Raw genomic sequence first — 19,363 nt, forward strand, 5'->3', positions numbered from 1 at the left:
CAAACAGTCAAGTCTGTTTATTTGGGGTCGCGACACCCTCCGGGGCGCACGCTGTCCCCCGGCACGGCAGGCGTGTGCCGCGCCGGGGCAAGGCCGGGATCAGCCGTTGCGGCCGCTGGCGCGCAGGGTGGGCAGGCCGATGCCGGCGGCGTCGAAGCCGCCGTCCACCGCCAGCACCTGGCCGGTGATGTAGCTGGAGCGGTCGCTGCACAGGAAGAAGATCGCCTCCGCCAGTTCCTCTTCCAGGCCGTAGCGGTTCAGCGGGATGGCGTCGTGATAGTCGGCGCGGATGGCGGGGGAGTGCACCGCCTTGGCCATGGCGGTCTCCACCGGGCCAGGAGCGACCGCGTTCACGCGGATGCCGAGCCCGGCCAGTTCCACGGCAAGCTGCTTAGTGAGGTGGGCGAGGCCCGCCTTGCTGGTGCCGTAGGCGGTGCGCAGCGTCGAAGCGCGCAGCCCGGAGATGGAGGTGATGTTGACGATGGCGCCGCCGCCGTGCTCGCGCATCACCGGCGCGGCGGCCTTGGTGCAGAGGAAGGGCCCCGTGAGGTTGACGGCGAGCACGCGGGCCCATTCGTCTTCAGTGGTGTCGAGCAGCGGCTTGAACACGGCAACACCCGCATTGTTCACCAGCGCGTCGAGCCGGCCAAAGCGGGCGACCAGGGCTTCCATGGCGGCGTTGACGGCGGAACGCTCGGCCACGTCGCAGGTGAGGGCGAGCGCGCGCGCGCCTGCATCGAGGCCGGCCACGGCCTCGGCCAGCAGGTCGCCCTCGATGTCGAGCAGGGCGACGCGCCAGCCCTCGGCGAGAAAGCGCCTGGCGACCGCCAGCCCGATGCCCCGTGCCGCACCCGTGACGAGGGCGACCTTTTCCTCCGAGATCGTCATTGTCGTGTTTGTCCTTTCTTGGCGTTGGGCGCCCTTTATAGCGAGCGTTGGAAAAGCCCGCATCCTCCCCGCTGGCAGGGCTTGCCGGCCGCGCGATGCAAAACGTGCATTGGCCGCCCCGATGCCCCTCGCGCCGCGATGCATGCCATGCAACAGTTTGCGCAACGGACGGCCGGAAGCCGCGGCCCGATCGAGCGCGACCTGGCACCGGCCGCGCAACATGAGGGCGGTGGCTGCGGCATGGCGTGGCTTCCCGGCTGCGCTGCCGCTACGATAGGTCCCGGCTGGCCCCGCTGGACGACGAGGTGTGGACCATGACGCTTTCGCTGATCGCCGATCGGGACCGCACCTACACCTCGTCCGCGCCGAAGCGCCCGTGGGCAGGGCTTGGCAGTGACGACGACGCGACACCGGACATCCCTGCGCCAGACGGACACCAGATCGCGCGGCAGGGCTGATCTTTCAAGCCATCCAGAACCACCGGACCATCCAGGACCAGAGGAGAACACAAGATGCGCATGACCAGGATCATCGTGGCCGGCTGCCTCGCCGCAGCCTTCGCCGTTCCGGCGGCGGCCCAGGAACTCACCGGCACGCTGAAGAAGATCAAGGATACCGGGACGATCACCATCGGCTACCGGGAATCCTCGGTGCCCTTCTCCTATCTCGACGACAACCAGAAGCCGGTGGGCTTTGCCATGGACATCTGCGCCGCCATCGTCGCGGCGGTGAAGGGCAACCTCAAGCTGGACAAGCTGGAGGTGAAGTATAATCCCGTCACCTCCGCCACCCGCATCCCGCTGATCGCCAACGGCACCGTGGACCTGGAGTGCGGCTCCACCACCAACAATGTGGAGCGCCAGAAGCAGGTGTCCTTCACCAACACCCACTTCCTCACCGCCAGCCGCTTCGTCTCGAAGAAGGCGAGCAACATCAAGTCCATCGCCGACCTCGCCGGAAAGACGGTGGTGTCCACCTCGGGTACCACCAACATCAGACAGGTCACTGAAGTGAACGCGGCCAAGGGGCTGAACATCAACATCCTGCCGGCCAAGGACCATGCGGAGGCCTTCCTCATGGTGGAGACCGACCGCGCGGTGGCCTTCGTCATGGACGACATCCTGCTGGCGAGCCTGGTGGCCGGCTCCAAGGACCCCAAGGCCTATGTGATCTCGGACGACGCCTTCTCGCTGCCGGAGCCCTACGGCATCATGCTGCGCCGCGAGGACGCGCCGTTCAAGGCGGTTGCCGACGGCGCCACGGCCGCGCTCTACAAGAGCCCGGAGATCGTGACGCTCTACGCCAAGTGGTTCCAGAGCCCGATTCCGCCCAAGAACCTCAATCTCGACGTGCCGCTCGGCGCGCCGTTGAAGAAGGCCTTCGCCAACCCCACCGACAGCGGCGACCCGGCCGCCTACTGACCCGCGCCCGGGGCCGGCGGCATGGGCCGCCCGCCCCGCAAAGGCAGGTGTGGGCATTGGGCCTGTGAGGTGGGCCGCGCGGCGGGAGGCGGGGCGTGAACTATCATTGGAACTGGGGCATCCTGCTCGAACCGTCGCCGGATGGGCAGGGCACCTACCTGAACATGCTGCTGGGCGGCCTGCGCTGGACCGTCCTGACCTCCCTCGCCGCCTGGGCGGTGGCGCTGGTGTTCGGCTCGCTGGTGGGGGTGATGCGCACGTTGCCCTCCTGGATCGCGGTGCACCTGGGCGGCGCCTACATCGAGCTGTTCCGCAACATTCCGCTGCTGGTGCAGCTCTTCCTCTGGTTCTTCGTCATTCCCGAACTGCTGCCTCACGACTGGGGCGTGTGGGTGAAGCATCTGCGCTATGGCGCCTTCTATACGGCGGTGGTGGCCATCGGGCTCTACATGTCCGCCCGCGTGGCGACGCAGGTGAGCGCCGGCATCAACGCCCTGCCCAAGGGCCAGAGCATGGCGGGAACCGCCATCGGCCTCACCCCGGCGCAGACCTATCGCTACATCCTGCTGCCTATGGCCTACCGCATCGTGCTGCCGCCGCTGACCTCGGAATTCCTCAACACCATCAAGAACACCTCGGTGGCGTTGACCATCGGGCTAATGGAACTGACCGGGGCGGCGCGTTCCATGCAGGAATTCTCCTTCCACGTGTTCGAGGCCTTCACCGCGGCCACCGTCATCTATCTCGCCCTCAATGCCGTGGTGACCATCGGGATGCGCGCGCTGGAGCGCGCCCTCGCGGTGCCCGGCTTCAACGCGGCGAGGTGAGGCGATGTTCTCCGATTTCGACTTCGGGGTGATCTGGCGCGCGCTGCCCTACCTGTTCAAGGAGGGCATGACCTTCACTCTCACGCTCACCGCCGTGGCGACCGTCGGCGGGGTGATGCTGGGTACGGTCATCGCGCTGCTGCGGCTTTCCTCCCTGCCGGTGCTGCCGAAGCTGGCGGCGGGCTATGTGAATGTGATGCGTGCCCTGCCGCTGGTGCTGGTGATCTTCCTGTTCTACTTCCTCATGCCCTATGTGGGCCAATGGGCGCTGCGCACCAGCCAGCCAATCCAGGTGGGGGCGCTGTCCTCCACCATCATCACCTTCACCTTGTTCGAGGCGGCCTATTTCGCCGAGATCATGCGGGCGGGCATCCAGTCCATCCCGCACGGGCAGGTGGCGGCGGGCTACGCCATCGGCCTCACCTATCGGCAGGTGATGAGCTATGTGGTGCTGCCGCAGGCCTTCCGGAACATGCTGCCGGTGATCTTCACCCAGACCATCGTGCTGTTCCAGGACACCTCGCTGGTCTACGTGCTCTCCATCACCGATTTCCTCGGCGCCGCCTCCAAGGTCGCCCAGCGCGACGGCCGGCTGACCGAGATGTACCTGTTCGCCGCCGCCGTCTATTTCCTCATCTCCTTTACCGCCTCGATGCTGGTGAAACGGCTCCAGGCCCGCATCAGCATCGTGCGGTGACCAGCCCGGACCGCGACCCATGGCCATGATCTCCCTGCGCAACGTGAGCAAATGGTACGGCCCGACGTTCCAGGTGCTGAAGGATTGCAGCGTCGAGGTGAAGAAAGGCGAAGTGGTCGTCGTCTGCGGGCCGTCCGGCTCGGGAAAGTCCACGCTCATCAAGACCATCAATGCGCTGGAGACGATCCAGGGCGGCGAGATCGTGGTGGACGGCATCGCCGTCAGTGCGCCTAAAACCAATTTGCCCAAGCTCAGGGCGCGGGTGGGCATGGTGTTTCAGCATTTCGAGCTGTTCCCGCACCTGCGCATCCTGGAGAATCTGTGCCTCGGCCAGGAGAAGGTGCTGGGGCGCTCGCACGAGGCGGCGATGGTCAAGGCGGAGGCGCTGCTCGACCGGGTCGGGCTCAAGGCCCATGCGCAGAAATATCCCGGCCAGCTCTCCGGCGGCCAGCAGCAGCGTGTGGCCATCGCCCGCGCGCTGGTGATGGACCCCATCTGCATGCTGTTCGACGAGCCGACCTCGGCGCTGGACCCGGAAATGATCACGGAAGTGCTCGACGTGATGGTGGAACTGGCGAGGGAGGGCATGACCATGATGGTGGTGACCCACGAGATGGGCTTTGCCCGCAAGGTGGCGCACCGCGTGGTGTTCATGGACGCGGGCGAGATCGTGGAGGATGCGGCGAAGGAAGACTTCTTCGCCCGTCCGCGCAGCGAGCGCGCGCGGAGCTTCCTCTCCAAGATCCTGTCGCATTGATCCTGTCATGTGCATCCGTCGCCGGCTGCGGCGGGTGGAGGCAAGGAATCGCTCCATCTGATTGACCAGCGCAATCACCATCTGTTCCAGCCGCTGCCCTACCAAATGGCCACCGGATCGGCGAGGTCGCGCGTCGTTCCGTCCGGGCGCCGCGATCTCGGGCAGGAAGAGATGTTCGCCTACCGTACGCGTCGGCCTCTGGCGGTTTCTCGAGGCATTCGATCGGCACGAGCGCCGCGCCACGTTCTATATGTGCGGTCGCGCCGTCGAGCGCCTGCCGCAATCTGCGGCGGAGATCGTTACGCGGAGACACGAGCCGGCCTGTCATGGCTGGCTGTGGCGCCCGCATGCCGACTTTGTGGACCCTCGCGACAAGCCGGAACCCGGCGCCCGTCCAAGATTGCGTGGAGGCCGGTGGCCGTGCGGGACGGCCTCCACGCATGTCTCTATACGGCGCGGATGCGGTTGAGGAAGTTATCGGTCGCCACCCGGAGCTCGCTGGAGGTCCGGGACAACTCGGTGGAGGCACTCAGCACCTGGGTGGCTGCCGATCCGGTCTCCGCAGCCGTCATGTTCACCTGCGTCATATTCTCGGACGCGTTCCGCGTGCCCTCGGAGGCGCGGGCGATGGAGTTGGCGATCTCGTCCGTGGCCGCCGACTGCTGCGTGACCGCCGAGGCGATGGTGGTGGAGATCTCGTTCATCTGCTTGATGGTACTGGCGATGCCGGTGATGGCAGAAACCGACTCGTCGGTCGCGCGCTGAACGGTCGAGATTTGCGCCTCGATCTCGGCCGTGGCCTTGGAGGTCTGCTCGGCAAGGTTCTTCACTTCCGAGGCGACGACAGCAAAGCCGCGTCCCGCTTCGCCGGCCCGCGCCGCTTCTATGGTGGCGTTGAGGGCCAACAGGTTGGTCTGTCCGGCGATGTCCGAGATGAGCCGCAGGATGTCGCCGATGCGGCGGGCGGCTTCCGACATCACCGTGACCTTGGACGCCGCGTCATTGGCCTCCGTCACCGCCACGCCGGCGATGCGCGCGGATTCCGTCACGCGCGAGCCGATCTCGGTGACCGAGGCGGACAATTCCTCCGCTGCCGCGGCGACCGCGCCGACCATGTCGCTGGCGACCTGGGAAGCCTGCGAGGCCTGGCCGGAGCGGCTGGACGTCTGCTCAGCCATGGCGGACATGCCCCGCGCGGATGCCTGCAACTCCTCGGAAGTCGCGGAGACCGAGCCGGCGATCTTTCCGACCACACGCTCCAATTCGTCGGCCAATGTGTGGAATGCCGCGCGGCGATCCTCCTCCGCCTGCTCGCGGATGGTGACCTGCTCGCTCTGGAGGCGCACCATCTCGCGGCTGTTGGCGCGGAGCACGCCGACCGCGCGGCCGATCTCGCCAATCTCGTCGTGGCGTTCGAGACCGGGTATCTCCACGTCGAACACGCCCTTGGAGATCTGTTCGATGCCATCGGCCAGCATACGGATCGGCTGTACCACGCGGCGGGTGATGAACAGGGCGAAGCCCAGCACTAGGGCCAGGATCGCCAGCACGGCAGCGCCGGCAATGAAGAAGCGCAGCCGCGCGGTCGCGATCACCTGGTCGGACAGCGCATTGGCCGCGGCGAAGGCCGCGTCGCGGGGCGCCAGAGCCGGCGCGAGCGTGGCCCGGATACGGGCGCGCCAAGCTTCCATGGTAATGCCGGGATCGCTGCCGTCCAATGCGTGCTTGAAGGCATCGCGGGTCGATTGGCCGAGGCCAACCATGAATTCCGCATTGGCCCGTTCCACCGCCGGCATGATGCCGGGAGCGTCCTGCACTTCGCGCGCGGTGTGCATCAGCATGGTCCAGATGGCCGCGATCTGGCCCTCATACAGCAGGAATTGCTCGGTCTCGGCCGGGCCATAGGCTTTCTTGCTGCCCACGAAGTTGGTGATCATGGTGGAGCGACGCCCGCCGAGATCCCGAAGCGTCAGCGACATGCGCGCCAGCGCGGCGAAGCGGCCGACGGCGGGATATTCGTCAGCCGCCCGCAATTCGACAGCATCGGACAGCCGGCTGATGTCGGCGAGAATGGCAATGGAGTCGGCGATGTAGCGGGCGTGGACCTGCGGGTCGCGCTGGTTCTTGGGCTTGGCCACCTGCTCCTGCGCGGTGGCGCGGGTGGCGTGCGCGGCGGCGAGAATCTTGGCAAAGGCCTTTTCGACCATGACCGCATCGCTGGTGGTGAGCGCCGCCGTGCTCGCCTGCACAGCGGCGAGGGATTCGTCCACGAGGGCCATGTCCTTGCCGGCACTTTGGATGAGCGGTGCGCCGGCGGCCTCGTCCACCAGCATGATCTGATTGAAATCGCCACGCTCGATGGATGCGCGCTCGCTCAAGAAGGCGAGGTTGGCGAATACCTGCATCAGGGCCTTTGCAGTACTGGCATCGTCCCAGCGTTGCCATTCGCTGGCGGCGAAGAACACACTTCCGGCGACGGCAATCGATCCGATGGCAGAGATGCAGAGAAGGAAAAGCCCTCGAATACGCATGAAAAATCCCCCAATCAAAGCTGGAACGTTCCCCGCAAATTTAGGGCCCAGGCTTGCGTCAAGCTGTGCAATGAAGGGGATTGTAATACTCTATCGAGTAGTACATTTGCATTCCCTTGAGGAATTGTCTGGCTGACAAAGGTGTTCCTCCATCCCAATGGTCATTAATCCAGATCAGGGGAGGGAGGGCGATGCGCTGCCTAATTATTGTAAATTGCCCGCCGATGCAGGATCTCAGTCTTTATGTAAGCGCCTGTCTTTCGCTCGCGCGTGAAATATTCATGGCGCTGGGTGCGGGCGCGTACGAAGACATCTGCGTGGGCGGACTGCGGAAAGCTTCGGATCCCAAATATCTAAACGAGAGAGATGGCTTCTGCTTGTTCGAGAATGCGCCGCACCTCGGTGAGGGCCGTTTCCAATTGCGCCTCGGTAGTTGGGGCGCCCAGGCAGATGCGCACGCCGAGGCTTGCTGCGTCGAGCGGGCGCAACGCACCAGGCGGCGCCAGCGTGATGCCGGCCTGCGCAGATTGCGTGATCAGGGATGTGAGCGTGCGCCCGGCGGGCAGCGGCAGCCACACATGAAAGCCGGGTGGGGCGGAGACGGGGGAAAGCCAGCCGCTCAGCACCCGCCGCACGACCTGGTCGCGCAGCACCGCTTTCTCGCGCTTCAGCATGGCCTGGCGGGCAAGGCCGCCATTTTGGACCAGCCGCGACACCACTTCCGCCATAATCGGGGAAGCCATCCAGCCCGTGGCGCGCACCGCATTGATACAGCGGTCGCGGAAGGCGTCAGGCACGATCATGGCGCCGATGCGAAGACCCGGAGCCAGGCACTTTGCGAAGCTCATCGCATAGAAGCTTCGCTCGGGCGCCAGGGCCGAGACGGGGCGCGGCGGGGTCTGGAACAGGAAGGCGTAGGCGTCGTCCTCCAGCACGTAGGCGTCGCGGCGGCGGATAATCTCGGCGATGGCCAGCCGCCTCTCCGCCGGCATCACCGTGCCGGTGGGCGTCTGCAGGCTGGGCATGGTGTAGAGCACCCGCGCGCCGGTCTCCGCGAAGGCGGCGTCCAGCGCCTCCGGAACCAGGCCGTGAATGTCCATCGCCACGCCGTGCAGCCGGTAGCCGGACTGCGCGGACAGGGCGAGCATGCCGGAATAGGTCAGGCTTTCGGTCAGCACCGTGTCGCCGCGGGCGGCGACCATGCCGATGGCGATGGATAAAGCGTGCTGGGCGCCGTGGGTGATGAACACCCGGTCCGGATCGGTGGCCATGCCGTGGGCGGCGAGCCAGGATGCCACCGCCGCGCGGTGGTCGGGCAGACCCTGGTGCGGCAGGTAGCCCAGCAGTCGGTCAATGCCGCCGTCCGCCACCACCTCTGCCAGCGTGGCGGCAATCAGCGCATCCTCGCCTGTGGCGGGGGGAACGTTGAGGGCGAGGTTGATGCCCTCGCGGCCGGTGGACTCGGTCTTATGGCCATTGAAGCGGCGGCGGAGCACGAAGGTGCCGCGACCGACCTCGCCGGAGATCAGCCCGCGCTGCTCTGCTTCCGCATAGGCCTTGGAGATGGTGCCGACGCTGAGCCCCAGCCGCTCGGCCATGTCCCGCTGCGGCAGCAGGCGCGCGCCCGGCTTCACCTCGCCGGAGGCGATGTCGCTCTCCAACTGCTCCACGATCGCCATGTAGCGTGGGCCGCGGTGGTGCGAAAGCGCTGGTACCCAGTCGGTCATGAATCACCCTGTTCCATTCCCGAATAGTACAATCGTGAGATTGATGCAATCTCAGTCAGGCCGGAAGCCTCTCCTGCACGGCAGACGAGTGCGGGCGCTCGCCGGTCGGTGCATTCCCGGCTGCATTGCGTTGCATTGCATCTAGAATGATATGCATTGCATCAATTCATTCATCCGAAAATACTCTATTGAAGTATGTCAATGATTGACAATCTGCGTTTTGACCCTTTATCGTCCTATTCAACAGCGCGACACGACGCTGCTTCTGATGTGTGTGGGGATGATGGCCGCATGATCTACGAGATCCGCATCTACGAGGCCTCCGAGGGGCGTGCCGACGCGATGCGTCAGCGGTTCATCGCCGAGGTGGTGCCCCGCCTGCCGGGCCACGGCATCGAGCTTCTCGGCGTGTTCACCGCGCCCGAGGAAGATGGCCGGCTCACCTATCTGACCCGCTTCTCCAGCGAGGACGCCCGCAAGCAGGCTTGGGCCTCTTTCGGCGCCGATCCCGACTGGAAAGCCGTCAAGGCTGCCAGCGAGGTCAATGGTCCGCTGCTCAAGGCCCAGACCGTCAATGTGCTGAGCCCGGCGGCCGCCGGCTTGCTGCTGGGCTGACCGGCGGCGCCCGAGGGCGCCTCATGTCTGCGTGGTCGGAAAGCGTGCCCGGTATAGCCGGCGCGCGAAGGCCGCCCGAAGTCTGCGAACAAGGACGTTTCTTAAATGAAGCCGGCGCCTTTTGACTATGTGCGACCGCAAAACCTTGCGGAGGCTTGCGCCATCCTCTCCGCCAACGAGGATGCGCGGGTCATCGCCGGAGGGCAGACGCTCGTGCCCATGCTGGCGATGCGGCTCGCCCGCCCCGCCGTGCTGGTGGACGTGCTGCGGCTGCCTGGTCTGTCCGGTATTCGCGTGGAGGAGGGCGCGCTGGTGATCGGCGCCACCACCCGCCAGGTGGAGGCGGAGCGCTCGCCGGACGTGGTGCGGCACCTGCCATTGCTGGCGGCAGCGCTTCCCTGGGTCGGCCATCCGCCGACCCGTAATCGCGGCACGGTCGGCGGTTCGCTCGCCAATGCCGATCCTTCAGCCGAGATTCCTCTTGTGGCGGTCACGCTGGATGCGGAGATCGTCACCGAGGACGAGGGCGGCATGCTGGCCATGTCGCCGGACGATTTCTTCATCGGCCCCATGCTCACGGCGGTGCCCATGGGTGGCCTCGTCACTCAGGTGCGCTTTCCCATCTGGCAGGGCGGGCGGATCGGTGTCGGCTTTCATGAGGTGAGCGCCCGCCGCTCCGACTTCGCCTTCGTCTCCGCCGCCGCCCAGGTGGAGGTTGGTGCTGACGGTGCCTGCACTCGTGTGGCGCTGGGCATCGGCGGTGTTGGCGACCGGCCGGTGAGGCTGGATGTGGGCTCGCTGATAGGCATGCGCATCGACGAGACAGTGCTGGAAGAGGCGGTGGAGGCCGCCGCCGGAGGTCTCGATGCCACCTCCGATCTCCATGCGAGCGCCGAATATCGCCGGCGCGTCGCGCGTCTGCTGGGTGCCCGTGCGCTCGCCGACGCATATGCCGAAGCTTTGGCAAAGGAACACGGCTGATGAAGGTCGCACTGCGCATCAACGGAACCTTGCGCGAGGCCGAGGTGGAGCCGCGCAAGACGCTGCTGGACACACTGCGCGAGAATTTCCACCTCACCGGCGCCCATGCCGGCTGCGAGCACGGCGTGTGCGGCGCCTGCACCGTGCTGGTGGACGGCGCGCCCATGCGCTCCTGCCTGATGTTCGCCGTGCAGGCGGATGGCTATGAGATCACCACCATAGAGGGCCTTGCGCCCGCGCCGGGTGAGCTCTCCGTGCTCCAGGATGCCTTCTGCGAGACGCACGGCCTGCAATGCGGCTTCTGTACTCCCGGCATGATCCTGTCTTCCCACGCGCTCCTGGAGCGTGAGGGGAGCCCGAGCCGCCAGGAGATCGTGGAGGCCATTTCGGGGAACATCTGCCGCTGCACCGGCTACGGCCAGATCATCGAGGCGGTGGAATTCGCCGCCGAGCGCCTGCGCAAGGCCAATGCGCCGCGAGGCTCCGCGCTGCCCCATGTGGGCGCCCCCGGCACCGAGCCGTCCGCGCAGGACGACGCTGCCATCGAGCACGGCATCCTGGAAGCCGCCACCGCCCATGACGGAGGCCCGAAGTGACAGCCGATCCCTCCACTTTCCGCTTCGTCTCCAGCAACCGCCGGGTGCGTGAGGATCGCCGCTTCGTGGTCGGTAACGGCCATTATGTCGCCGACGTGCCCCTGGAGGGCATGTTGCACGTGGCCATCGTCGGCTCGCAATATCCCGCCGCCAGGATCCTCGGCATCGACGCCTCCGCGGCGCTGGCCATGCCGGGCGTGCACTATGTGCTCACCGGCGAGGAATTGGCCGGCGCCGTCGATCAATTGATGAACGGGCTCGATACCCCCAATGTGCGGCGCTTCCCGCTGGCCGTGGGGCAGGTGCGCTATGCTGGCGAATGGGTCGCCGCCGTGGTGGCTGACACGCGCGCCCTGGCGGAAGACGCCAGCGAAAAGGTGCGCGTCTCCTACGAGCCCTTGCCCTATCTCACCAAGGCGGGAGAGGCGCTGGAGCCTTCGAGCCCGCCGGTGCATCCGCCGCACGGCTCCAATGTGCTGCTGGACAAGACCTTCGTGTGGGGCGAGGTGGAGAAGCACTTCACTGAGAGCCCGCGCCACCTGTCGTTCCGCGTCACCTGGGGGCGCAATTCCACCGTCCCCATCGAGACTTTCGGCGTGGTCGCCTCCTGGGACCCGTGGCGCGAGATGCTGGACGTGTGGGCGTCTATCCAGATGCCAAAGTATCCCGACCAGATCGCCCGCGCCCTGCGCATTCCCGCCAACAACGTGCGCGTCCACCAGGACGTGGATGTGGGCGGCAGCTATGGGGTGAAGCGCGGCATCAAGCACACGGTGTTGGTTGCTCACCTCGCCCGCCGCCTCGGCCGCCCGGTGCGCCTGCTGGAGGATCGGCTGGAGAACATGCGCGGCGGCGACGCCCACGGTCCAGAACGCATCTTCGACGTGGACGTGGCCTTCAATGACGAGGGCATCGTCAAGTCCATGAAGATGAAGGCGCTGGACAATGCGGGGGCCTATGCGGGCCGCGCGCCGTTCCAGCTCGGCAAGCCCATCGGCGCCATCGTCGGCCCCTACAAGATCGAGAGCGTGCAGTATCGCGCGCAATCGGTCACCACCAACAAGGCGGTGCAGGAAGCGGTGCGCGGCTTCGGCCAGTCGCCCACCAATTATGCCATCGAGACCGCCATCGACAAGGTGGCGCGGGCCTGCGGGCTGGACCGGGTGGAGATCCGCCGGCGCAACTTCATCCGCGCCGACGAATTTCCCTACCTCATCCCCAGCGGCACCCGCTACGACAGCGGCGAGTACCACACCGTGGTGGACAAGGTGCTGGCGCATATCGATTATCCCGCTCTTCAGGCGGAGCGTGATCGGTTGCGCGCCTCCGGCCTGCTGGCCGGCATCGGGATTGCCGCATGCCTGGAGCCCTCCGGCGGAAACTCATCTTTCGAGCCGTTGCTCAACGAAAAAAACCAGACCACCACTTGGATGGATTCCGCGCGCATCAACGTGGACGGACTGGGCTTCGTCACCGTCACCATTCATACCACCTCGGCCGGACAGGGGCATGAGACCCTGGCCGCCACGGTGGTGGCCGAGGTGCTCCAGATCGATCCGGACCTCATCCGCATCGTGCGGCCGGATTCGCTCGCCTGCCTGCCGTCCAATACCCCGGTGGGCAGCCGCATGGCGATCATGCTCGGCGGTGCCTGCTTCCACGCGGCGCAGAAGCTGAAGGCCAAGCTCACGAGGATCGGCGCGTTTCGCCTCGGCGTGGCGGCGGACGTCGCCACCTACGAGAACGGCGCGGTGGCAGACCCGGCGAGCGGCCGGAAGCTGGACTGGGCGGAGCTGGTGAACATCGCCCATCGCGGCTTCCACCTTTTGCCGCCGGACACCGAGCCGGGCCTTGAAGCCACCCATGTGATGCAGGTGCCCACGGGCGACAAGCTGCCCGAGGGCGGCCGGGTGCAGATGTACCCCTGCCATTCGTTCGAATTCCATATGGTGCTGATCGCGCTCGACCCGGTGCTCGGCAAGCCGGAGATCCGCCGTTATGTCATCGGCCATGACTGTGGCACGGTCATCAACCCGCACATCGTGAAGGGCATGACGTTGGGCGGCATCGCGCACGGCATTGGTGCCGCGCTGCTGGAAGAGTTCGTCTATGACGACGAGGGCCAGATGCTGACCCAGAGCTTCATGGACTATCTGCTGCCGTCCTCCCACGAGGTGCCGCAGGTGGAGATCGTCCACCATTGCACGCCCTCGCCCTTCACAGTGTTCGGACAGAAGGGGTCGGGGGAGAGCGGCTATCTCGGTGCCCCCGCCGCCATCTCCGGCGCCCTGAACGACGCTGTCGCGGATCTAGGAATCTTCTTCGACAAACTGCCCATTCGCATCTTCGCGATCAGCGACGCGGTTGCCGCCGCGCGCGCCAATCCCACGGGAAAGACTGCCGTATGATTATCGACTGCCATGCCCATCTGGTGCCGCCGACCCTGATCGAGGCGATCCGTTCGCAGGCCGCGAAATTCCCCTCCGTGCGCCTGGTCGAAGAGGGCGCCAGCCTCGGCTTCGCCTTCTCCGGCGGCAAGCCCACGCGCCCCGTCTCCAAGCCGCTCAGCGATCTCGCCGGCCGGCTGAAGTGGATGGACGAGCAGAAGGTGGACCGCCAGGTGGTGGGCGGCTGGCTCGACATGTTCGGCAACGACCTGCCTGTCTCCGAGGGGGTGGAATGGTCGCGTCTCATCAATGCCCATCTGGCGCAGGCCGGCAAGGACGAGCCGCGCTTCGTGCCGCTCGCCTGCGTGCCGTTGCAGGACGGCAAGCTCGCCGCGGAGGTGCTGCGCGAGGCCCACGGCCAGGGCTTCCGGGGCGCCATGATCGGCACCCAGCCCAAAGGCAAGGGCGGCGTGCTGGATGATCCGACCCTCGTGCCGTTCTGGGAAGCGGCGCACGAACTGGGCTCGATGATCTTCATCCACCCGGTGTTCGAGAGCGGCGACGATCGGGTCCATGACTACGGCATGGCCAATGCGGTTGGCCGCATCACCGATACGCTGATCGCGCTGTCTCGGCTGATCTATGCGGGCCACGTCACCCGCTATGACAAGGCCAAGATCATCGCCGGCATCGGCGGCGCCGCGCTGCCCTATATCATCGGCCGCCTGCGCCGGAATTACAGCCTCGACAAGACCCTGGGCGATCCCGACGCCGCGCTGGCCACGTTCTATTACGACACCATCCTCCAGGACACGCGCGCGCTGCGCTACCTCGCGGACGTGGTGGGCCCGGAGCGCATCATGATGGGGTCGGACATGCCGTTTCCCATTGGCGACCTGGCGCCGCTCAACATCGTGTCAGAGACCAGCTTTTCCGATGCGGAGCGGGCGTCCATCAATGGCGGGCTCGCCCAGCGCCTCCTGGGCTTGTGAGGAGGGCGCAGCCATGAAGCTCGACATCGGCGGCACCGAGACCATCCAGACGGACGTCGAGACGCTCTGGCGCGCGCTCAACGATCCCGTGGTCCTGACCCGCTGCATTCCCGGCTGCAAAGCCATGACCGAGACGGCGCCTGACGCCTACAAGGTCGACATGCAATTGCGCGTGGCCGCCGTGGGCGGCTCGTTCGAGGGCGAAATCGCCCTGTCCGACAAGCAGCCGCCCAATACCTGCCGCATCACGGTGTCCGGTGCCGGCACGCTGGGCCACGGCAGCGGCGAGGCGAAGTTCGCGATCACGCCGCTGAGCGAGGGCTTTTCGCAGCTCTCCTACCAGGGCGTGGGTGAAGTGGGCGGCCTTGTGGCCGGCGTCGGCCAGCGCATCCTCGGTAGCGTGTCCAAGCACCTCATCGGGCGCTTCTTCACCACGCTGCGCAAGGAATTCGAGGACGGCGGCGCGCTTGCCGCCGGGGCTGCGGAATGAGCACCATGACAACCACCCTCAAACGCATCGCGGTAGAGCCGGGCGTCAGCCTGCAAGTGCGGGTCTCCGGCACTCCGGGCAAGCCGGCGTTGCTGCTCAGCAATTCGCTGACCGCGGACCTTAGCACCTGGGACGAGGTGGAGACGCGTCTCGCGCCGCATGCCTTCATCATCGGCTATGATACTCGCGGCCACGGCCGTTCCGACGCCCCCGGCGAGGGCTACACGCTCGGCCGGCTCGGCGCCGACGCGATTGCCATTCTGGACGCACTTTCCATCCCGAAGGCGGTGGTGTGCGGCCTGTCCCTCGGCGGGCTGACCGCCATGTGGCTCGGCGCCCACGTGCCGGATCGCGTCGCAGGATTGGTGCTGGCCAATACGGCCGCCAACTTCCCGCCGCCCGGTATGTGGGAGGAACGCGCCAGGGCGGCTCTGGAACGCGGTCTGGCGCCATTCGTGGCGCCGGCTCTCGAGCGCTGGTTCACGGCGGGCTTCCGGGCTGCGGCACCCGAGCGGGTGGCGCAGATCGCCCGGGTGATCGGTGCCACCTCGCCGGCCGGCTATGCGGGCTGCTGCCGCATCCTGGCCCATGCCGACGTGGGGCCCGACCTGGCCGCCATCGCCTGCCCGACGCTGGTGATCGCCGGCACGCATGATCCCTCCACGCCGCCGGCGCGCGCCGAGGAGATCTGCGCGGGCATTGCCGGCGCCGAGCTCGTTTGCCTCGATGCCGCGCACCTTTCGGCGGTCGAGGCGCCAGAGGCGTTTGCCGCGGCGGTGCAAGATTTCCTCCTCCGAACGCGGGCCGACTAACAAAAAAGAACCAGGGAGGACGCCATGCTCAACCGTCGCATACAGGGTCTTCGCATCTCGGGCTTTGCGGCGGCGGTCGCCGCCGCCCTCTCGGCCGTTGTGCCCGCCAAGGCGCAGGCCCTCGATAAGCTGACCATCGTGGTGTTCGGGGCGCCCTCCCTCGGGGCGTTCCTGCCGCCGGTGATCAAGGCGCAGAAGCTGGATGAGAAGAACGGCCTCGCAATCACCTTCGACGAGCGCACGCCAGACGCCTACACTGCACAGTTCAATTCCGGCGAATACCAGTTGGGCGGCAGCGCTGCCCTGCTCACGGTGGGTCTCGCCGACCTGCGCGGGGTGAAGGTCACCTATCTATTTAACCTGTTCGATTATTGGGGCGCGGTCATCACGTCGCGACCCGAGATCAAGGTCCTGAGGGACCTGGAGGGCAAGGATCTCGCGGCTGCCAAGGGCACCACCAATTATGTGATGTTCGACTGGTTCGCCCGCCAGCAGGGCGTGGACACGGCGAAGATTTCCGTAGTGAACACGGCGACGCCGGGCCTCGTTGGCTATGCGCTGGCGGATCGTGCCTCGGCGGTGCAGTTGTGGGAGCCGGCCTATACCGCGCTGCTGGCGAAAAAGCCCACCATCCGCACCCTGGACCTCAAGATCGCGGAGAGCTGGAAGAAGGTCACCGGCTCCACAAATATTCCCTATCTCGGGGTGGCGGCGCACACCGACTGGGTGGCCAAGAACAAGCCGCTGATCCCCAAGCTCTATGCCGCCTACAAGGCCGCCGCTGAATGGGTGGTGGCCAATCCGGACGCGGCCGCCAAGCTGATCGCCCCCAAGGGCACGGCGGACGACCAGAAGGCGGTGGCCGACATCGTGCGGTCAAACGACCGGCTGGGCCTCAATGTCCGCTGGGCCGCCGACGTACGCAAGGAAATCGGCGCCGTCTACGCGGCCGGGCGCACCATCGACTTCCTGCCCGGCGAGCCCGCCGCGGCCACCATCTATGACGGAGGAAAGCCGTGAGCGAGCGCACCCTTGACGGCACGTCGCCGCCCACGCCGATCATCGACGGAGCCTGGCGTGTCGTGCGCGCCCTCGCTCCGTTCATCTTCCTGGGGGCAGCATGGCAGGTCGCCTCGCTGTTCTTCCCGGCCTTCCTGTTTCCCTCGCTGGTGGCCGTGTTCTGGCGTTGCCTGGATATATTGGAGCAATGGTCGCAGTTCGTGGATGTGCTCTACACCGTCGGGCGCATCCTGGCCGGGCTGGCCGGGGCCTTCATCATCGGCGCGGTGCTGGCGCTGATGATGGCGCGCTCCAAGCTGGTGGACGGTTTTCTTTCGCCCATCCTCACCTTCTTCCAAGGCATTCCGGCGCTGTCCTGGGTGGTGTTTGCCATCATCTGGTTCCACGGCGTCGAATTCCGCATCTTCTTCATCATGGTGTTGACGACCCTGCCGGCCTTCACTTTCCAGATCGTGAGCGCCTTGCGCGCCATGTCGAAAGACCTGGTGGAGATGGTGATGAGCTTTCGTCCCTCGCGGGTGCAGATGTTTCGCACGCTCATCCTGCCCTCCATCCTCCCGGAGATTCTCACAGCCTGGAAAGTCAACCTCGGCAACGCCTCGCGCGTTGTGGTGGTGGCCGAACTGGTGGGGGCGACGGGCGGTGTCGGGTATCAGCTGCTCCAGCAGCAGCAGATCTTCGATATGGCAGGCGCGCTGGCCTGGACGCTCCAGCTCGTGTTCTTCGTGCTCATCGTTCAATACATCCTGACGCTCATCGAAAACTTCGCCTTCCGGTACCGGGCCATCTCGGAGCGCTCCCTATGACCATGACGGACACCGCCCCTCCCGCCCGGCCGGAAATCCGCTTCGAGCACGTCTCGAAGACCTTCGGCCGGGTCGGCGCCACCGATCTGTTCCGTGCCGTGGACGACCTCAATCTGGAGATCGGTAGCGGCGAGCTGGTGGCCATCCTGGGCAAGACCGGCTGCGGCAAGTCCACCATGTTCAACATGATCGCCGGCCTGCTGGAGCCGAGCGCCGGCAAGGTGGAAGTGTCGGGTCACGATCCCTTCGCACAGTTCAACTGGTTTCGCGGCAAGATCGCCATCGTGTTCCAGAACGACCGCCTCCTGCCCTGGCGCACCGCTATCGAGAACGTAGCGTTCGGGCTGGAGATGCTGGACGTGCCGAAGGCGGAGCGCATGGCATCCGCCCAGGCGTGGCTCACCAAGCTCGGCCTGGGCGGGCATGAGAACGACTATCCCCACGCGCTCTCGGGGGGAATGCGCCAGCGCGTGTCCATCGCCCGCGCCTTTGCCACCAATGCCAACATCCTGCTCTGCGACGAGCCGTTCTCGGCGCTGGACGAGATGACCGGAAACCGGCTGCGCGAGGAGTTCGCGCGGCTGGTGCGCGAGAATGGCAAGACAGCCGTCTTCATCACCCATTCCATCAATGAGGCGCTCCAGATCGGCGATCGCATCGTGGTGCTGCGCCGCCCCGCCAAGATCGCCTACGACACGCGCCTGGGGCGGGATGCGGACCACGGCGCCAAGGAAGACATCAGGGCGCGGATCCAGGCCGTGCTTGCCGAATAAAACAGACGACGGAAAGCCGCATCCCTCCAGGAGGTTCTCTATGAGCGCCGGGGCCAGCCACCTCTCTCGCCGCAGCTTCATCGCCATGACGGCCGCCGCCACCATCGCCCGCCCGGCGCTGGCGGCTGCGGCCCAGCCGCTGACGATCAGCGTGGTGTTCGGGAATTCCATCCACTGGGTGATCTTCGCCGCGGTGGAGAAGGGGATGTTCAAGGACGAGGGCTTCGAGCCCAGCGTCCAGCCCCTGCAATCCTCCGCCCATTCGGTGCAGATGGCGCTCTCGGGCGATTTCCAGCTCGCCACCTCCCAGCCTGAGACCTTCGTCGCCGCAGTGGAGCAGGGGGCCGCCGACCTCGCGGCCATGACCGCGCCCATGAACCGCTCCGACTGGGTGCTGGTGGGCGCGCGCAACGTGACCAGCCTCGCCCAGCTCAAGGGCATGGCCATCGGCCTGTCCGGCCTTCGCAACAGCGAGGGCTGGCTGACGGATCGGCTGCTGGCCAGCCAGGGGCTGAAAAAGGGGGACTATCGCCTCACCATCGCCGGTACCTCGCCGGCCAAGGTGGCGGCGCTGGAGAAGGGCGGCATCGGCGCTGCTGTACTGTTTCAGCCGAGCGCGGAATTCGCCATCAAGCAGGGCCTGCCGGTATTGGCGCGGTTCGACACCATGCGCGCCTATCCCACCATCTTCTATATCGTGAAGAAGAGCTGGGCGGGCACCGACCAGTCCGGCGTGCGCGCCTCGCGCGCGTTGCAGAAATCCTATGCCTGGCTCTGGGACCCGGCCAACCGCGCTGAAGCGATCCAGATCCTGGCCAAATACACAAAGCGCGAGCCGGCGTTGCTGGAGAGCGTCTATGACGATTATTTCATCAAGGCCAAGCTCTATTCGCGGGACGGCAAGGTGGACCTTGCCGGCTTCACCGCCGTGCTGACCGACATGGCGGAAGATGGCGCGGTGTTCAAGACCGCGCCGTCCCCGGCCAAATTCATGCTCGCCCCCGAACTCGGCGGCCTGTCCGCCTGAGCCCCGAACCCTGCGT

General features: G+C 66.3%; 19 protein-coding genes and 1 pseudogene. 17 read left to right on the forward strand and 3 right to left on the reverse strand.

Annotated features, from left to right (window positions below; translation table 11 throughout):
* Positions 1–99: 99 nt before the first annotated feature.
* Positions 100–888 (reverse strand): SDR family NAD(P)-dependent oxidoreductase, encoded by a 789-nt coding sequence (locus tag YU1_RS0109125; protein WP_029003800.1) that lies wholly within the window; start codon positions 886–888, stop codon positions 100–102.
* A gap of 314 nt (positions 889–1,202) precedes the next feature.
* Between YU1_RS0109125 and YU1_RS0109130 the strand changes: the two genes are divergently transcribed.
* From YU1_RS0109130 to YU1_RS34895, 6 genes are all read left to right on the forward strand, one after another.
* A complete protein-coding gene (locus tag YU1_RS0109130) occupies positions 1,203–1,346 on the forward strand; it encodes a hypothetical protein (protein WP_156922017.1) in 144 nt (47 codons plus the stop codon).
* 60 nt (positions 1,347–1,406) lie between these two features.
* Positions 1,407–2,309, forward strand: coding sequence for an amino acid ABC transporter substrate-binding protein (locus YU1_RS0109135; protein WP_245263280.1), 903 nt, complete (start codon positions 1,407–1,409; stop codon positions 2,307–2,309).
* A gap of 95 nt (positions 2,310–2,404) precedes the next feature.
* A complete protein-coding gene (locus YU1_RS0109140) occupies positions 2,405–3,136 on the forward strand; it encodes an amino acid ABC transporter permease (protein WP_029003803.1) in 732 nt (243 codons plus the stop codon).
* A gap of 4 nt (positions 3,137–3,140) precedes the next feature.
* Complete coding sequence (locus tag YU1_RS0109145) at positions 3,141–3,833, forward strand: amino acid ABC transporter permease (RefSeq protein WP_029003804.1); 693 nt, start codon at positions 3,141–3,143, stop codon at positions 3,831–3,833.
* Between the two features lie 25 nt (positions 3,834–3,858).
* On the forward strand, positions 3,859–4,590 hold the full coding sequence (locus YU1_RS0109150; RefSeq protein WP_029003805.1) for an amino acid ABC transporter ATP-binding protein: 732 nt from the start codon (positions 3,859–3,861) through the stop codon (positions 4,588–4,590).
* Between the two features lie 61 nt (positions 4,591–4,651).
* On the forward strand, positions 4,652–5,059 hold the full coding sequence (locus YU1_RS34895; protein ID WP_198018884.1) for a polysaccharide deacetylase family protein: 408 nt from the start codon (positions 4,652–4,654) through the stop codon (positions 5,057–5,059).
* On the opposite strand, the gene YU1_RS28735 is transcribed toward YU1_RS34895, so the two are convergent.
* Both YU1_RS28735 and YU1_RS0109160 read right to left on the reverse strand, forming a co-directional pair.
* Positions 5,037–6,995, reverse strand: a complete 1,959-nt coding sequence (locus YU1_RS28735; protein WP_198018885.1) for a methyl-accepting chemotaxis protein — start codon at positions 6,993–6,995, stop codon at positions 5,037–5,039. The two genes, YU1_RS34895 and YU1_RS28735, sit on opposite strands and share 23 nt — an antisense overlap.
* Before the next feature lie 479 nt (positions 6,996–7,474).
* Complete coding sequence (locus YU1_RS0109160) at positions 7,475–8,848, reverse strand: aminotransferase-like domain-containing protein (RefSeq protein ID WP_029003806.1); 1,374 nt, start codon at positions 8,846–8,848, stop codon at positions 7,475–7,477.
* 291 nt (positions 8,849–9,139) lie between these two features.
* Between YU1_RS0109160 and YU1_RS0109165 the strand changes: the two genes are divergently transcribed.
* From YU1_RS0109165 to YU1_RS0109215, 11 genes and pseudogenes are all read left to right on the forward strand, one after another.
* Positions 9,140–9,463 (forward strand): NIPSNAP family protein, encoded by a 324-nt coding sequence (locus YU1_RS0109165; protein WP_029003807.1) that lies wholly within the window; start codon positions 9,140–9,142, stop codon positions 9,461–9,463.
* 105 nt (positions 9,464–9,568) lie between these two features.
* A complete protein-coding gene (locus tag YU1_RS0109170) occupies positions 9,569–10,444 on the forward strand; it encodes an FAD binding domain-containing protein (protein ID WP_029003808.1) in 876 nt (291 codons plus the stop codon).
* Positions 10,444–10,902 (forward strand): annotated as a pseudogene (locus YU1_RS28740) ((2Fe-2S)-binding protein); the annotation flags it as partial. The gene YU1_RS0109170 and the pseudogene YU1_RS28740, both read left to right, overlap by 1 nt.
* 134 nt (positions 10,903–11,036) lie before the next feature.
* On the forward strand, positions 11,037–13,448 hold the full coding sequence (locus YU1_RS28745; RefSeq protein ID WP_084539769.1) for a xanthine dehydrogenase family protein molybdopterin-binding subunit: 2,412 nt from the start codon (positions 11,037–11,039) through the stop codon (positions 13,446–13,448).
* Positions 13,445–14,419, forward strand: a complete 975-nt coding sequence (locus YU1_RS0109185; RefSeq protein WP_029003809.1) for an amidohydrolase family protein — start codon at positions 13,445–13,447, stop codon at positions 14,417–14,419. Before YU1_RS28745 ends, YU1_RS0109185 begins: the two co-directional genes overlap by 4 nt.
* Before the next feature lie 13 nt (positions 14,420–14,432).
* A complete protein-coding gene (locus tag YU1_RS28750; RefSeq protein WP_051356676.1) occupies positions 14,433–14,909 on the forward strand; it encodes an SRPBCC family protein in 477 nt (158 codons plus the stop codon).
* A 5-nt stretch (positions 14,910–14,914) separates the two neighbouring features.
* Positions 14,915–15,721 (forward strand): 3-oxoadipate enol-lactonase, encoded by an 807-nt coding sequence (pcaD, locus tag YU1_RS0109195; RefSeq protein WP_029003810.1) that lies wholly within the window; start codon positions 14,915–14,917, stop codon positions 15,719–15,721.
* Between the two features lie 24 nt (positions 15,722–15,745).
* Positions 15,746–16,741 (forward strand): ABC transporter substrate-binding protein, encoded by a 996-nt coding sequence (locus tag YU1_RS0109200; RefSeq protein WP_051356678.1) that lies wholly within the window; start codon positions 15,746–15,748, stop codon positions 16,739–16,741.
* A complete protein-coding gene (locus tag YU1_RS28755) occupies positions 16,738–17,547 on the forward strand; it encodes an ABC transporter permease (RefSeq protein WP_051356679.1) in 810 nt (269 codons plus the stop codon). The genes YU1_RS0109200 and YU1_RS28755 overlap by 4 nt, the downstream gene beginning before the upstream one ends.
* Positions 17,544–18,320 (forward strand): ABC transporter ATP-binding protein, encoded by a 777-nt coding sequence (locus YU1_RS0109210; RefSeq protein WP_156922018.1) that lies wholly within the window; start codon positions 17,544–17,546, stop codon positions 18,318–18,320. The genes YU1_RS28755 and YU1_RS0109210 overlap by 4 nt, the downstream gene beginning before the upstream one ends.
* Before the next feature lie 40 nt (positions 18,321–18,360).
* Positions 18,361–19,347: an ABC transporter substrate-binding protein gene (locus YU1_RS0109215; protein ID WP_029003813.1), complete on the forward strand. Its 987-nt coding sequence runs from the start codon at positions 18,361–18,363 to the stop codon at positions 19,345–19,347.
* Positions 19,348–19,363 lie beyond the last annotated feature (16 nt).

The sequence above is a fragment of the Azorhizobium doebereinerae UFLA1-100 genome (genome assembly GCF_000473085.1).
GTDB lineage: Bacteria > Pseudomonadota > Alphaproteobacteria > Rhizobiales > Xanthobacteraceae > Azorhizobium > Azorhizobium doebereinerae.